The 13,925-nt window shown below is 71.6% G+C and carries 17 protein-coding genes; all 17 read right to left on the minus strand.

Annotation, left to right across the window (positions count from 1 at the left end; translation table 11 throughout):
• Nucleotides 1-234: 234 nt before the first annotated feature.
• The 17 genes from ABD798_RS11285 to ABD798_RS11365 all read right to left on the minus strand — a co-directional run bounded on the left by ABD798_RS11285 (nt 235) and on the right by ABD798_RS11365 (nt 13,857).
• Nucleotides 235-798, minus strand: a complete 564-nt coding sequence (locus ABD798_RS11285; RefSeq protein WP_344873523.1) for a TlpA disulfide reductase family protein — start codon at nt 796-798, stop codon at nt 235-237.
• On the minus strand, nt 795-1,424 hold the full coding sequence (locus ABD798_RS11290; RefSeq protein ID WP_344873525.1) for a histidine phosphatase family protein: 630 nt from the start codon (nt 1,422-1,424) through the stop codon (nt 795-797). The genes ABD798_RS11285 and ABD798_RS11290 overlap by 4 nt, the downstream gene beginning before the upstream one ends.
• Complete coding sequence (hemL, locus tag ABD798_RS11295) at nt 1,421-2,740, minus strand: glutamate-1-semialdehyde 2,1-aminomutase (RefSeq protein ID WP_344873527.1); 1,320 nt, start codon at nt 2,738-2,740, stop codon at nt 1,421-1,423. The genes ABD798_RS11290 and hemL overlap by 4 nt, the downstream gene beginning before the upstream one ends.
• Nucleotides 2,741-2,774: 34 nt before the next feature.
• Entirely contained in the window at nt 2,775-4,202 is a 1,428-nt protein-coding gene (locus ABD798_RS11300) for a sensor histidine kinase (RefSeq protein ID WP_344873529.1), read from the minus strand.
• A complete protein-coding gene (locus tag ABD798_RS11305; RefSeq protein ID WP_344873531.1) occupies nt 4,202-4,906 on the minus strand; it encodes a response regulator transcription factor in 705 nt (234 codons plus the stop codon). Before ABD798_RS11305 ends, ABD798_RS11300 begins: the two co-directional genes overlap by 1 nt.
• A gap of 16 nt (nt 4,907-4,922) precedes the next feature.
• Nucleotides 4,923-5,222, minus strand: coding sequence for a hypothetical protein (locus ABD798_RS11310; protein ID WP_344873533.1), 300 nt, complete (start codon nt 5,220-5,222; stop codon nt 4,923-4,925).
• A gap of 13 nt (nt 5,223-5,235) precedes the next feature.
• Nucleotides 5,236-5,694 carry a hypothetical protein gene (locus tag ABD798_RS11315; RefSeq protein WP_344873536.1) on the minus strand — a complete coding sequence of 153 codons (459 nt, stop codon included), beginning with the start codon at nt 5,692-5,694 and terminating at the stop codon, nt 5,236-5,238.
• Nucleotides 5,694-6,134, minus strand: coding sequence for a hypothetical protein (locus ABD798_RS11320; protein ID WP_344873538.1), 441 nt, complete (start codon nt 6,132-6,134; stop codon nt 5,694-5,696). Before ABD798_RS11320 ends, ABD798_RS11315 begins: the two co-directional genes overlap by 1 nt.
• Nucleotides 6,131-6,592, minus strand: coding sequence for a hypothetical protein (locus ABD798_RS11325; RefSeq protein ID WP_344873540.1), 462 nt, complete (start codon nt 6,590-6,592; stop codon nt 6,131-6,133). Before ABD798_RS11325 ends, ABD798_RS11320 begins: the two co-directional genes overlap by 4 nt.
• Before the next feature lie 28 nt (nt 6,593-6,620).
• The gene (locus ABD798_RS11330) at nt 6,621-7,106 is read right to left on the minus strand and encodes a hypothetical protein (protein WP_344873542.1); all 486 of its coding nucleotides are present in this window, start codon (nt 7,104-7,106) and stop codon (nt 6,621-6,623) included.
• A 23-nt stretch (nt 7,107-7,129) separates the two neighbouring features.
• Nucleotides 7,130-7,654, minus strand: a complete 525-nt coding sequence (locus ABD798_RS11335; protein ID WP_344873544.1) for a hypothetical protein — start codon at nt 7,652-7,654, stop codon at nt 7,130-7,132.
• Nucleotides 7,655-7,711: 57 nt separating this feature from the next.
• Nucleotides 7,712-8,242, minus strand: coding sequence for a hypothetical protein (locus ABD798_RS11340; RefSeq protein ID WP_344873546.1), 531 nt, complete (start codon nt 8,240-8,242; stop codon nt 7,712-7,714).
• Nucleotides 8,224-9,201, minus strand: coding sequence for a porphobilinogen synthase (gene hemB, locus ABD798_RS11345; protein WP_344873548.1), 978 nt, complete (start codon nt 9,199-9,201; stop codon nt 8,224-8,226). Before hemB ends, ABD798_RS11340 begins: the two co-directional genes overlap by 19 nt.
• A gap of 96 nt (nt 9,202-9,297) precedes the next feature.
• The gene (locus tag ABD798_RS11350; protein WP_344873550.1) at nt 9,298-10,827 is read right to left on the minus strand and encodes a bifunctional uroporphyrinogen-III C-methyltransferase/uroporphyrinogen-III synthase; all 1,530 of its coding nucleotides are present in this window, start codon (nt 10,825-10,827) and stop codon (nt 9,298-9,300) included.
• A 20-nt stretch (nt 10,828-10,847) separates the two neighbouring features.
• Complete coding sequence (gene hemC, locus ABD798_RS11355) at nt 10,848-11,783, minus strand: hydroxymethylbilane synthase (protein WP_344873552.1); 936 nt, start codon at nt 11,781-11,783, stop codon at nt 10,848-10,850.
• Entirely contained in the window at nt 11,780-13,132 is a 1,353-nt protein-coding gene (locus tag ABD798_RS11360; RefSeq protein ID WP_344873554.1) for a glutamyl-tRNA reductase, read from the minus strand. Before ABD798_RS11360 ends, hemC begins: the two co-directional genes overlap by 4 nt.
• Entirely contained in the window at nt 13,129-13,857 is a 729-nt protein-coding gene (locus ABD798_RS11365) for a redox-sensing transcriptional repressor Rex (RefSeq protein ID WP_344873998.1), read from the minus strand. The genes ABD798_RS11360 and ABD798_RS11365 overlap by 4 nt, the downstream gene beginning before the upstream one ends.
• Nucleotides 13,858-13,925 lie beyond the last annotated feature (68 nt).

Here is a 13,925-nt window from a genome sequence, read left to right on the forward strand (position 1 = left end):
GGAGTTGAGCGTCCTCAATGACTCATTCAGCTCCTTCAACACGCACCAAACGACCCGTTGAGGGCCGTCCAAGTGCACCAAACGACCCGTTCAGGGCTCCCAACGCACCAAACGACCCTTTCAGCGCGCTCAACGCACCAAACGGGTCGTTCAGCGCGCTCAACGCACTGAAGGGGTCGTTCAGCGCGCTCAACGCACCAAACGGGTCGTTCAGGTGGAAGGCCGAGCGCGGGGTCAGCGGGGTTCGGCGGCGATGCGCTGGACGACGGGGAGGAGGTCGGTGTCGAGGAGGTCGGTGAGCAGGATGGCCGCGACGCGGTGCTGGCGGTCGAGGACGATGGTCGACGGCACGATGTTGCGCGGGTAGTTGCGCAGCGCCAGCAGGGACCGCCCGGCCGGGTCGTAGATCGACGGGTAGGTGATCTTGCGGTCGCGGAGGAAGTCGGCGGGGGCGGTGCGCGACGGGTCCTTCACGTCGATGCCGAGGAACCGCACTCCGGAGTCCTTGGTCTGCTGGTGCACGCGTTCCAGGTCGTCGGCCTCGGTGCGGCAGGCCACGCACCACGCGCCCCAGATGTTGAGCACGACGACCTCGTCCCGGTAGTCCGAGACCTTGATCGTCCTGCCCTCCTCCAGCAGGCTCTCGCCCTCGATCGCGGGGAGCTTCTTGCGCTCGGCGGCGTCGTAGAAGATCTTGGTCTGCCCGCCGGGGGCGACGAAGGTGAACTCATCGCCCGGCGCCGCGTCGCACCCGGCGACCAGCAGCAGCGCCAGAGCGACGAAGAAGAGCCTCCTCATGCCCCGGTCACCCTCGGGTCGGTCTTGCCGACCGGCTCGGTGTAGGCGATCTTCACCAGCCGCTCGTCCTCGAAGATCAACGACGTCAGCGAGGCCAGCGAGCACTGACGGCGGCGCGGGTCGTGCCAGAGCCGCTTGCCCTCCAGGAACCGCCGCAGCGTCCAGATCGGCAGCTGGTGGGAGACCACGACGGCCTCGTGCCCTGCGGCGACGGCCCGCGCGCGGTGCACGGCGCCGAGCATCCGGTGCGCGATCTTGAAGTACGGCTCGCCCCAGGACGGCCGGAAGGGGTTGTAGAGCTTCGGCCAGTGCGCGGGCGAGCGCAGCGCCCCGTCGCCGACCGCGACCCGAAGGCCCTCGAACTTGTTCGCCGACTCGATCAGCCGGTCGTCGGTGGCGAGCTCCAGGTGGTGCGACTCCACCAGCGGCCGCGCGGTCTGCTGCGCGCGCTCCAGGGGCGAAGCGACCACGTGCACGATGTCGTGGTCGGTGAGGAACTCGGCGACGAGCTTGGCCTGCTGCTGGCCCGCTCCGGAGAGTCGGAACCCGGGGAGGCGGCCGTAGAGGATGCCCTGCGGGTTGTAGACCTCGCCGTGCCGCATCACGTGGACAACGGTCTTGGTCATGCCTTGTCCTCCTCGCGCGCGGCGGCAGCCGCGGCGGCGGCGTGCGGCAGGGCTTCGGTGATCACGGTGAACGCGTCGTCGTCGAGCGCGGCGGAGACGAACCACGCCTCGAAAGCGCTCGGCGGCGCGTAGACCCCGCGCTCCAGCAACGCGTGGAAGAACGGCGGGAAGCGCCAGGTCTGCGCGGCCTTCGCGCCCTCGTAGTCGCGCACCGGGTCCTCGGTGAAGAACACGCTGACCAGGTTGCCCGCGTACTGCACGCGGTGCGCGACGCCCTCGGCGTTGAGCGCGTCGGTGAACAGCTGCCCGAGCTTGCGGGCGTTGCGGTCCAGCGCCCGGTAGACCTCGGCGTCGGCAGCGCGCAGCGTTGCGAGTCCGGCGGCCACCGCGACGGGGTTCCCGGAGAGCGTGCCCGCCTGGTAGACGGGGCCGGCGGGGGCGAGCTTGGCCATCACGTCGGCCCGGCCTCCGAACGCAGCAGCGGGCAGGCCACCGGACATGACCTTCCCGAAGGTGTAGAGGTCGCCCGCGACGCCCTCGACGCCGAACCACCCGGCGGAGGAGACGCGGAAGCCGGTCATCACCTCGTCCATGACCAGCAGCGCGCCGTTCGCGTGGCACAGCTCGCGCAGCCCGGCGTTGAAGCCCGGCTCCGGCGCGACGGCGCCCATGTTGCCGGGGGCGGCCTCGGTGATCACGCAGGCGATGTCGGAGCCGTGCGCCGCGAAGGCGGCCCGCACCGCGTCGAGATCGTTGTAGGCCAGCACGAGCGTGTCCTCGGCCTGCGCGCCGGTCACGCCGGGCGTGGTCGGAAGGCCGAGCGTGGCGACGCCGGAGCCCGCCTGGGCCAGCAGCGCGTCGACGTGCCCGTGGTAGCACCCGGCGAACTTGATCACCTTGCGGCGCCCGGTGAACCCGCGCGCGAGGCGGATCGCGCTCATCGTCGCCTCGGTGCCCGAGTTGACCAGGCGCACCTGCTCGACGGGCTCGACGCGGGCGATCAGCTCCTCGGCCAGCTCGATCTCGCCCTCGGTCGGGGTGCCGAAGGACAGACCGGCGGAGGCGGCGCGCTGGACGGCCTCGACGACGGCGGGGTGCGCGTGCCCCAAGATCATCGGACCCCACGACGCGACCAGGTCGACGTAGCGGTTGCCGTCGGCGTCGAAGAGGTGCGGGCCCTCGCCGCGCACCATGAACCTCGGCGTCCCACCGACCGACTGGAAGGCGCGGACCGGCGAGTTCACCCCGCCCGGCGTCGCGGCGGACGCGCGCTTGAACAGGGCTGCGGATGTCTCGGAACCGGAGTGTGCGGTCACCCCTCCAGTGTGGCAACCGACGCGCGGCGCCCCGTCACGAGCCCCCGTGACGTGCCCCACGCAACCGGACCTCGAAGCTCGCGCCCTCGCCGGGAGCCGTCCGCACAGCGACTTCTCCGCCGTGCGAAGCCACGATCGCCGCGACGATGGCCAGTCCGAGCCCGGTGCCGCCGCCAGTGCTCCTGCTGCGCCCCGCATCCGCGCGGTAGAAGCGCTCGAAGATCCGCTCAGCGTCCTCCGCCGCGAGCCCGGGGCCGTGGTCGGTCACGCTCAGCACGACTTCGTCGGCCTCGGACCGCACGCCGACCTCGACCTCCTCCGAGGTGTGCCGGAGCGCGTTGCCGACGAGGTTCGCGAGCACCTGGCGCAGCTGGTCCTCGTCCCCGCGCACGGTCAGTCCGCTCGGCTCCCCCAGCTTCAGCCGCACCCGCCGCCCCGGCTCCACGGCGTGCGCGTCGGCGACCGCGTCCACCGCGAGCACGGCCAGGTCGACGAGCTCGTCACGCCGCGAACGCTCCTGGTCGAGGCGCGCGAGCAGGAGGAGGTCGTCGACGAGCAGACCCATCCGCGCGGCCTCGTCCTCGATGCGGCGCAACGGTTGTTCCGGATCGGTCGCCGCGCCTTGGCGGTACAGCTCGGCGTAGCCCCTGATCGAGGTCAACGGAGTGCGCAGCTCGTGGCTCGCGTCAGCGACGAACCGCCGCATCCGTTCCTCCGAGCGCCGCGCGGCCTCCTCGGAACGCCGTTGCGCGCTGAAGGAATCCTCGATCCGCACGAGCATCGTGTTGAGCGCCGCCGCCAAGCCGCCGACCTCGGTGCTCTCCGGCCGCGCGGGCACGCGGCTGGCCAGGTCTCCGTCGGCGATGCGCCGGGCCGTCTCCCGCACCTCGTCCAGCGGGCGCAGGCTGATCCGGACGAGCGCGTGGCCGAGCGCGCCGAGCAGCGTGAGCACGATGCCACCGATCGCCAGCAGCGTGATCGCCAGCGCCTCGACCACGTCCTCCACGTCGTCCAAAGTGGACGCTGTCACGAAGAACCTGCCGCCCGCGTCCCGCACCATGATCCGCCACGACCTACCGTCCACTGTGGACGGAACCGTGACGAGCCTGCTCGCCGCGGGCAGCACTCCTGCGAGGACCGGGCTGCCCTGGAACTGGACGTCGACCATCCGCTGCTCGGCGAGCACGCGCCCGGTGGCGTCGGTGGCCTGGACGAGGAACGTGCCCGGCAGGTGCGCGCGGCTGATCGTCGGCGACCCGCGCCCCGGTGGCCGCAGGTCGAGCTGGCTCACGTCGATCTCCGAGAGCCGCTGGTCGACCTGGGCGAGCAGGTTGTTGCGCACGGCCGCGACCGCCAGCAGCCCCACCACCACCATCCCGCCCGCCACCAGCACGGACAGGCCGACGACGAGCTGCGAGCGCAGGGGGACGCGGTCGAGCCTGGACCGGAACCAGGCGCGCATCACCGAGAACCCGGCGGCTCGCGCAGCACGTAGCCGATACCGCGCACGGTGTGGATCAGCCGCGGCTGCGTCGAGTCGACCTTCCTGCGCAGGTAGGAGATGTAGGACTCGACCACCCCGGCCTCGCCGCCGAAGTCGTAGCGCCACACGGCGTCCAGGATCGACGCCCTCGACAACACCTTGCCCGCGTTGCTGAGCAGGTGGTGCAGCAGCTTGAACTCCGTCGGCGACAACCGCACCGGCGCTCCGGCGCGCCGCACCACGTACGCGTCCTCGTCGAGCTCCAAGTCCGCGCAGCGCAACACTTTCCGCTGTTCCTGGCTCGGCACGCGACTGCGCCGGAGCACCGCCTCCACCCTGGCGATCACCTCTTCGAGGCTGAACGGCTTGGTGACGTAGTCGTCGCCGCCGAGGGTGAGGCCGGTGACCTTGTCCTCCGCGGCGTCGCGCGCGGTCAGGAACAGCACGGGGACGTGGCCACCCGTGGCGCGCAGCGCGCTGATGACCTCGAAGCCGCTCATGTCCGGCAGCATCACGTCCAGCACCACGAGATCGGGCCGGTCCAGCTCGGCGACGGCGAGCGCGTCGGTCCCGTCGGCGGCGGTGCGGACCTTGTAGCCCGCGTAGCCGAGGCTCGCCGCGAGGAGGTCCCGGATGGCCGGCTCGTCATCGACGACGAGCACGCGCACCCTGTCGTCAGCCACTGTCAGTCAGTCGCTGTCAGTCGGTGAGCTCGACCGGCTTGAACTTGCCGCGCTTGGCCAGCAGCGCTTGGCGGACGGCGTCCAGCGCCAGCAGCCCGGCCGCCGTGCACAGGCCCACCGCCAGCAGCCACCACTGCCCCTGGTGGCGCTCCAACTGGAAGGGCGCGCCGTTCTGCCTGGGGTACTCCATGGGCACGATCCCGCGCTGCCACGCCCAGATCGCGATGAGGACGAACACGACCGCGAGCACGACCTCCGCGCCGACGACCAACCAGCGCTTGGGCTGGTGCAGGCGCGGTTCCCGGTGTTCGACCATGGCGCCTAGCCTCTCACGACGGCCGTTCCAGGAGCCGGATCAGGGCGTCTCGCAGGGCTTGCGCGTCGCGGGCCCACGCCAGCACCACGGCCCCGTTGTCGAGCCGGACCGGCAGCGCGGTCGTGCCCTTCGGGACGCTCCACCCGCCGCCGAGCACCTTCGCGCCGACCGGCGCGCCCACGTCGGTGACCGCCTCGATCCGCTCGACCGGAAGGTCCTCACGGCCTTGGCGCAGCACGAAGGGCGTCAGCAGCACCGCGCCGATCGCCCGCCGCGCGCGCACCCACACCGCGGCCCCTACGGTGAACGCGAGCGCGACCAGCACCCACGTGCCGAGCCCCATCCCGCCCGGCCGCAGCAGTTCGACGACCACGCCGACCAGGCAGAACGCCGGACCCCAGAGCACCGGCCACCAGCTCGCCCCGCGCTCGGCGTAGAGCTCGGGGGCGGGCTCGTCGAAGCCCGGCCGCATCAGCGCGCTTCGCGGGCCGTGGCCAGCCAGTCCGTGGTCGACTGCCGCCAGGTCATCATCAGCGCGCCGGTGACCAGCGCCAGGATCAGGATGAGCACGGCGTTGAACGAGCCGCCGGAGAGCAGCAGGAACACGTGGAACACCGATGCCGCGATCAGCGCGACCCGGCTCCACGCGAATCCCTTGCGCAGCAACACCGCCAGCACGATGTAGACCACCGCGAAGCCCAGCTGGAAGATCGTCTTCTGCCAGAGCACGTTGTTCAGGAAGGCATCGACGCTCTCCGGCGGGACGATCCCGGCGTCGACGACGGCCTTGCGGATGTTGGTCTGCTCCAACCACGTGAGCAGCACGTCCAGCGTGCAGAAGGTCGCGAGCGCCAGCCACACGGCGACTGCGGTGCGCACGGACTTGGCCGACACTGCCGGTTCTTTGCTCATGCTCGGGGCCTCGCGAAGTAGCGGTTGGAGGCGGGCGCGTACAGCAGCACGGGCACCGCGGCGATGGTGGCGATCACGATCAGCGAGAACGCGCTGGGCGAGCCGAGGTCGACGCCGTGCCGGCTGGTGGTCAGCCAGCCGAGTCCGACGACGCTCAGGACCGCGACGACAGCACGGGCCCAGTTCCTCCCGGACCGCATCATGCCGACGACCGTCAACGCCAGGGCACCGACGAGCGCGGACACGAGGGTGGCCAGCAGGATCGAGCCGCCGAAAGCGTCCTCGAACGCCTCGCGGAACCCGCCGGGCGGAGCCTCGTTGGCCGCGCCGATCAGCGAGTTGACGATGTGGATCGCCGAGAGGGCCACCCCCAGCGTCGCGAGTGCGATGACCACGGCGACCACGCTGAGCCAGAAGGCGACCTCAACGGTCTTCGGTCGTGGCTGGGGCGTGGTCACGCGTGCACGGTAGCCGACCCCCGCCGGATCACCCCTGCGGCTTCGGTTTCGCGAAGTACCGGTTGGACGCGGGCACGTACAGCAGCACGATCACCGCGATGTTCACGGCGAGCGTCAGCAGCGGCAGCATGCCCGCCGGGCTGATCGCCTGGCCGTTGATGCTGGTCCGCACCCCGGCGAGCCCGACGACAGCGACCACCGTGAGCACGATCCGGGCCCAGTTCCGCCTCCGTCGCACCAGGATCGCGAGGGCCACGGTGAGGCACGCGACGCTCAGGTAGAAGGCTGCGACCGTGGTCAACGAACTGTCGACCACGCTGCTGGCCATCTCCTCCTTCTGCTCCTGCGAAAGCATGCTCGCGGGCAGCAGGGGCTTGATGCCCAGCGCGATCATGTCGTCGCGTCCGACGAAGTAGAGGATGACGGTCACGAACGCGCTGAGCGCGCTGACGACGCATCCCATGAAGGCGAACTCGATCGTCTTCGGTCGCGGGGGCCGCAGCGGCGCAGTCATTCGTGAAAATTATTGGCCAACCCTCAGCGCTGTCCCTGCTTTCGAGATTCGGCGAAGTAAGCGTTCGCTGTCGGCATCACCATCAGCAGCGTCGCGAAGACCGACAGTCCGACGATGCTCATACCGTGCCAGTCGGTCTCGACCCAGAACGACGACACGGCGGTGATCACCGTCAGCCCGATCAGCACCGCGCGCGCCCACCCGCGCCCCGCCAGCATCCGCAGGGCGAACCACACATAAGCGGCGGCCAGCGCTAGCACGGCAACGCACACCACGCCGATCACGACCCCGGCGCCGAAGCGGACCACGCCCGAGTCGAGTTGCACGGTGTCACCGCGCAGCACCGCCCCCGCGCGCTCCTCGTCGAGGGCCTCATCGGTCAGCAGGTGCCCATCGGCGAGCACCAGTGGAATGAGCACGACCTCCAGCGCGGCGGCCGCGATCCACGCCCAGAACGAGATCAGCACCTCGCGGGGCCGCACCGGAGCGCGCTGGCTGTCATCGATCTCGGGAGCCGAAGGCAGCGACGAGTCAGGAGCAGTGGTCACACCCTCGACATCCGCCACGAGCAACGGACCGTTACCGAAATCGCCCGACCGGGTAACTCAGAGCGACGGGCGTCGCGGCATGCGCAGCGGAGCCATCTTCGCGAAGTAGGCCAGGGACTCCCGCCGGAACATCAGCACGAGCGCGGTGGCGTCCAGCGCGAGGACGGTCGTCCCGAAGACCACGTCCAGCGTCGTCACCTGGAGCCCGGCCGTCGCGGTCACCCCACCGGCCAGTCCCACGAGCCCGAGCACGTTGAGGGACACACCGATCACGCCGAAGGCGACCAGCACCATGCGCGCCCACGGGAAGCCCGCGAGCATTCGGGAGGACAACCACGCGTAGATCGCGACGAAGCCCAGCGACATCGCCAACCCCATGAACACCGAGGCCGATGCCGCCGAGTCCACCTGGTCGAAGGGCAGGTCCGGGCGCATGGCCTGGAGCTGGTTCATGATCGCTTCGCGGTCGGAGAGCTTGGTGAGGGCACGAGCCATGCTGACCACCGTGCTGGCGATCCAGAGCACCCGAGCCAACTGCAACGGCTGCGGGGCCGGAGCGGCCTCGGGGGTCACCTCTGGTTCAGCCACTGCGCCGCTTCCACTGCCCAGTACGTGAGGATGACGTCCGCGCCCGCGCGCCGGATCGAGGTCAGCGTCTCCAGCACGGCGGGCTTGCGGTCGATCCAGCCGTTGGCCGCGGCCGCCTCGATCATCGCGTACTCGCCGGAGATCTGGTACGCCGCAACGGGAACGTCGGAGATCTCGGTGATCGCGCGGATCACGTCGAGGTAGGCCCCTGCAGGCTTGACCATGACAACGTCGGCACCTTCGGCGAGGTCGAGCTGCACCTCGCGCAGCGCCTCACGGACGTTGGCGCCGTCCTGCTGGTAGGTCTTGCGGTCGCCGGCGAGCTGCGACTCCACCGCCTCGCGGAACGGGCCGTAGAACGCCGAGGAGTACTTGGCGGAGTAGGCGAGGATGCCGGTGTCCAGCAGTCCAGCGCGGTCCAGCGACTCGCGGATGACGCCGACCTGGCCGTCCATCATGCCGCTGGGGCCGATGAGGTGGGCGCCGGATTCGGCCTGCGCCACAGCCATCTCGCCGTAGATGCTGAGCGTCGCGTCGTTGTCCACCGAGCCGTCCGGGGCCAGCACGCCGCAGTGCCCGTGGTCGGTGAACTCGTCCAGGCAGCAGTCCGACATCAGCACGGTGGCGTCGCCGACCTCGGCGCGGACGTCGCGCAGCGCCACGTTGAGGATGCCGTTGGGGTCGATGCCGCCGGAACCCGCCGCGTCGCGGGTCTCGGGGACGCCGAAGAGCATCAGCCCGCCGACCCCCGCCTCCACGGCCTCCGCGGCGGCCTTGCGCAGCGAGTCACGGGTGTGCTGGAAGACGCCGGGCATCGAGCGGATCGCGACCGGCTCGCGGGCGCCTTCCTTGACGAACATCGGCAGCACGAGCTGACGCGGCTCGACGGTGGTCTCGGCGACGAGCCTGCGGATCGCCGGGTTGCGGCGCAGTCGGCGCGGGCGGTGTGTCGGGAACACGGGCACTACTTCCCTTCTCGGGAAACCTTGCGGTGAAGCCAGAACGGCCCCAGGCGAACACACGCCTGGGGCCGCGGTGGCACTACGGGGAACCGGTCAGCGGCGGGCGCGCTTGGTCTTGCGCGGGGGCGGGAGAGCACCCTCCGCGCGCAGCCGGTTGGCGTGCTCGGCGAGCGCGTCGACCAGCGCGGGCACCTGGGCGAGGTCCGGCTGCACGTCCACGCGCAGGCCGAACTCCTTGGCGGTCTCGGCCGTCTGCGGGCCGATGCACGCCACCAGGGTGCGGGCGTGCGGCTTGCCCGCGATGCCCACCAGGTTGCGGACGGTGGAGGACGAGGTGAAGCACACCGCGTCGAAGCCACCGGTCTTGATCATCTCGCGGGTGTCGGCGGGCGGCGGGGCCGCGCGCACGGTGCGGTAGGCGGTGACGTCGTCGATCTCCCAGCCGCGCTCGCGCATCCCGGCGGCCAGCGTCTCCGTGGCGATGTCCGCCCGGGGCAGCAGCACCCGGTCGACCGGGTCCAGGATGTCGTCGTGCGGCGGGAACTCGGCGAGCAGGCCCTCGCTGGACTGCTCCCCGGAGGGCACCAGCTCGGGGATGATGCCGAAGGAGCGCACCTTCGCCGCCGTGGCCTCGCCGATGCAGGCGATCTTCACGCCGGAGAACGCCCGGGCGTCCAGGCCGAACTCGGCGAACTTCTCCCACACCGCGCGGACCGCGTTGGTCGAGGTGAACACGACCCACTGGTAGCGGCCGTCCACCAGGCCCTTGACCGCGCGCTCCATCTGCGCGGGGCTGCGCGGCGGCTCCACCGAGATCGTCGGCACCTCGACCGGGATGGCGCCGTGCGACCGGAGGCGCTCGCTCATCGCGCCGGCCTGCTCCTTGGTGCGGGGCACCAGGACGCGCCAGCCGTAGAGCGCCCGCGACTCCCACCAGGACAGCTTCGCCCGGTTCGCGACGGCTCCGCCGACGGTCACCACGAGCGGGCCGCTGAGGTCACCGGCGTCGCTGGCCAGCGAGGCCAGCGCGGTGTCGATGGTCTTCTGCGCGCAGGAGGTGCCCTCGGTGGTCACCGAGACCGGGGTCTGCGGCGCGAGGCCCTGCTCCACCAGCGAGGACGCCGCCTCGGCGAGGTGGCTGGCCGAAGCGTGCAGCACCAGCGTGCCGGGAGCACTGGCCAGTGCGGCCCAGTCCACGCTGCCGCGCACGTCGGCCTCGGTGTGCACCGCGCCGAGCGCGACACCGGCGTAGGCCGGAACCGCGGTGCCCGCGGCAACGCCGGGGACCACGTCGAAGGCGATGGTGGACTTGGCGACGGCGGCGGCCTCCTCGACCACCGCGTCGGCTGTCAGCGGGTCACCGGCGACGAGCCGGACCACGGATCGGCCGTTCTTGGCCTCGTTCACCAGGTCCTTGGCCACGTCGGCGGGCTCGCCCACCGCGGGCCGGACCTCGGCCGTCTCCGGAACCAGGGCGGCGACCTCCACCGGAACGTCCGGGTCGGTGACCACGAGTTCGGCCCTGGTCAACAGCTCCTGGGCCCGGACGGTCAGCAGACCGAGATCACCAGGTCCGGAACCGACGAAGGCAACCCGTCCTGGGGTCTTGCGAGCGCGGGTCATCAGGCAATCCCCATTCCCATTCACTCCCCTGGGCCGCTGAGCACCGCGGCCCCGAGGTCGAGCAGTTCCTCGGCCACCGCGCGGCCGAGCTGCTCAGCAGCTGTCGTGTTTCCGATGGCCGAGGCGCGCAGCATGTCCCCGTGGGGAGTCGCGGCGACCCCTCGCAACGACAGGCGCAACACCGTGCGCCCCTCGTCGTCGAGGTCCTCGACCACATCGGCCAGCGCCCCGACAGGAGCGCTGCAGCCCGCCTCCAACCTTGCGAGCATCGCGCGCTCCGCGGTAACCGCGGCGCGGCTGGCCTCATCGTCCAGCGTGGAGCGGATCAGGTGCTCCACGTCGACGTCGTCGATCCGGCACTCCACCGCCAGCGCGCCCTGTGCGGGCGCCGGCAGCATCTGCAACGGGTCCAGCGTCTCGCTGATCTCGTCGAGCCTGCCGAGGCGGGCGAGTCCGGCCCTCGCGAGCACCACGGCGTCCAGTTCACCGGAGGTGACCTTGCCGAGCCGGGTGTCCACGTTGCCGCGCAACGGAACCACGCTCAGCCCGAGCCCGAGGGCCTCCAGCTGGGCGGCCCGCCGCGGCGATCCCGTTCCCACGGTGGAGCCGACGGGCAGCTCCCCGAGGGTCAGGTTGTCCCTTGCGCACAGCGCGTCCCTCGGGTCCTCGCGAGGGGGCACCGCCGCCAGCACGAGCCGGGGGTCCGGCGCGGTCGGCAGGTCCTTGTAGGAGTGCACGGCCACGTCGATCTCGTTCGCCGCCAGCGCGTCGCGCAGTGCCGAGGTGAACACCCCGACGCCGATCTCGGCGATCGGAGCGCTCGACCGGTCTCCCGGGGTGCTCACGACGACCGTCTCGATCTCTGCTCCCGCGCGCTCCAGCGCCGCGGCGATCAGGCCGGTCTGCGCCAGAGCGAGCGCGCTGCCGCGCGTCCCGATCCGCAGTCTCGGCTTCACCGGATATCACCGTCCGTTTCGGACTGTCCACTGTGGATTCCGTGGACGTTGTGGAGGAAGGGGTCCATGGCGCCGACCGCCGCAGGGGCCTGCGGGTCGAGCGCGAACAGCTCGCGGAGCGCGTCCGCGTAGTCGGAGCCGCCCGGCGCGGAGGCGAGCTGCTTCACCCGCACGGTCGGGGTGTGCAGCAGCTTGTCCACCACGCGGCGCACCGTCTGCGACAGCTCGTCGCGCACGTCGGGCGCCAGCTCCGGCAACCGCGTGGACAACCGCAGCAGCTCGGCGTCGACCACCTCGGCCGCGCGCCTGCGCAGCGCGGTCACGGTCGGGGTCACCGCGGCGGAGCGCTGCGCGGCCAGGTAGGCGCGCACCTCCTCCGCGACGAGTTCGGTGGCGAGCCGGGTGTCCGCGCCCGCCTCGGCGTCGCTGAGCCTGGCCTGGAGGCTCTCCAGGTCCACCACGCGCACACCGGGGACCTCGGCGGCGGCGGGGTCGATGTCGCGGGGCAGGCCGAGGTCGCAGAGCACGATGTCGCGGCTGGCCCCGGCGAGCACGCCCGCGTCGATGACCACCTCGGTGGCACCGGTGCAGGCGAAGACCACGTCCGCCGTCGCCAGCTCCACGGCCAGCTCCGACAGCCCCGTGGCGCGCGCGGGAACACCCTCGGCCGCGATGTTCTCCGCCAGCCGCTGCCCGTTCTCCGGGGTGCGGTTGGCGACGACGATCTCCGCGACGCCCGCGCGGCGCAGGTGCGCGGCGGCCAGCCCGCCCATCGCGCCGGAGCCGACGATCAGCGCGCGGCGGCCGGACAGCGTGCCCAGCACGGCGGCGGCGTCGGCGAGGGCTTCGGTGACCAGCGAGGCTCCGGCGTGATCGATGCCGGTCTCGCTGTGCACCCGCTTGCCGACCCGCAGTGCCTGCTGGACCAGCTCGTGCAGGACCTTGCCGACGGTCCCGGCCTTGTCGGCCTCGCCGTAGGCGGTGCGCAGCTGCCCGAGGATCTGGGCCTCGCCGACCACCATGGAGTCCAGCCCGGAGGCGACCCGGAACAGGTGCTCGACGGCGCGCGCCGCGTAGTGCACGTACAGGTGCGCCGACAGCTGGCCGACGTCGGTCCCCGCCTGGCGCGCGAGCACGCCGGAGACGTCGGCGAGGCCGCCGTGGAAGGCGTCGACGACCGCGTAGACCTCGACCCGGTTGCAGGTCGCGACCAGCACGGCCTCGGAGACGTTGGGGCAGCGCAGCAGCTCGTCCAGCAGCTTCCCGGCCTCGTCACCGGAGACCGCGGCGCGCTCCAGGACGCGGACCGGCGCGGTGCGGTGCGACAGGCCGACGGCGAGCAGGGTCATCGCCCGACCACCGCCTCACCGACGCCGGGCCGGGTGCCGTCCACGGTCACCTCGGCCTGCGCCTCGTCGGCGCGGCGGGCGACGTGGAAGGAGAGGATCTGCATCTCCACCGCCAGGTCAACCTTGCGCACCTCGACGTGGTCGGGGACCCCGAGAACCACTGGTGCGAAGTTCAGGATGCATTGCACGCCGCCTGAGACCAAACGATCACAAACTTCCTGAGCCACCGAGGGCGGCGTGGCGATCACGCCGATGGTGACCTCGCGCTCGCGGCAGATCGACTCGATGTCCTCGATGTGCTCGACCGGAATACCGCCGACGGGAACGCCCATCAGGTCGGGGTCGACGTCGAAGAGCGCCGCGACCGGGAAGCCCCTGCTCGGGAATCCACCGTAGTTCGCCAGCGCGTGGCCCAGGTTTCCGATACCGACCACCGCGACGCTGTGCTTGCGGGTCAGGCCGAGGATGCGCTCGATCTCGCTGATCAGCACGTCCACGTCGTAGCCGACGCCGCGGGTGCCGTAGGAGCCGATGTAGGAGAGGTCCTTGCGCAGCTTCGCCGAGTTCACCCCGGCGGCGGCGGCCAGTTCCTCGCTGGAGATCGTGGTGACCCCGTCCTCGCCCATCGCGGAGAGGACTCGCAGGTAGACGGCGAGCCTGGCGACCGCGGCCTCGGGGATGGCCCGTGCCCGCTCGCGGGCGGCCGGGACATCGCGGACGGTCACGTCGGTGACAGTGGCGGGCGGCTGGTCCCCGTTGTGCCCCTGGTCCCGCTGCGCCGCCACGCTGCTCT

It is taken from the genome of Allokutzneria multivorans (assembly GCF_039537405.1).
Taxonomy (GTDB): domain Bacteria; phylum Actinomycetota; class Actinomycetes; order Mycobacteriales; family Pseudonocardiaceae; genus Allokutzneria; species Allokutzneria multivorans.

Bases quoted from the DNA above. Each gene is read 5' to 3' on its own strand.
- ABD798_RS11285 (WP_344873523.1), bottom strand. From the start codon at position 798: ATGAGGAGGCTCTTCTTCGTCGCTCTGGCGCTGCTGCTGGTCGCCGGG.
- ABD798_RS11290 (WP_344873525.1), bottom strand. From the start codon at position 1,424: ATGACCAAGACCGTTGTCCACGTGATGCGGCACGGCGAGGTCTACAAC.
- ABD798_RS11300 (WP_344873529.1), bottom strand. From the start codon at position 4,202: ATGCGCGCCTGGTTCCGGTCCAGGCTCGACCGCGTCCCCCTGCGCTCG.
- ABD798_RS11310 (WP_344873533.1), bottom strand. From the start codon at position 5,222: ATGGTCGAACACCGGGAACCGCGCCTGCACCAGCCCAAGCGCTGGTTG.
- ABD798_RS11315 (WP_344873536.1), bottom strand. From the start codon at position 5,694: ATGCGGCCGGGCTTCGACGAGCCCGCCCCCGAGCTCTACGCCGAGCGC.
- ABD798_RS11320 (WP_344873538.1), bottom strand. From the start codon at position 6,134: ATGAGCAAAGAACCGGCAGTGTCGGCCAAGTCCGTGCGCACCGCAGTC.
- ABD798_RS11330 (WP_344873542.1), bottom strand. From the start codon at position 7,106: ATGACTGCGCCGCTGCGGCCCCCGCGACCGAAGACGATCGAGTTCGCC.
- ABD798_RS11350 (WP_344873550.1), bottom strand. From the start codon at position 10,827: ATGACCCGCGCTCGCAAGACCCCAGGACGGGTTGCCTTCGTCGGTTCC.
- ABD798_RS11360 (WP_344873554.1), bottom strand. From the start codon at position 13,132: ATGACCCTGCTCGCCGTCGGCCTGTCGCACCGCACCGCGCCGGTCCGC.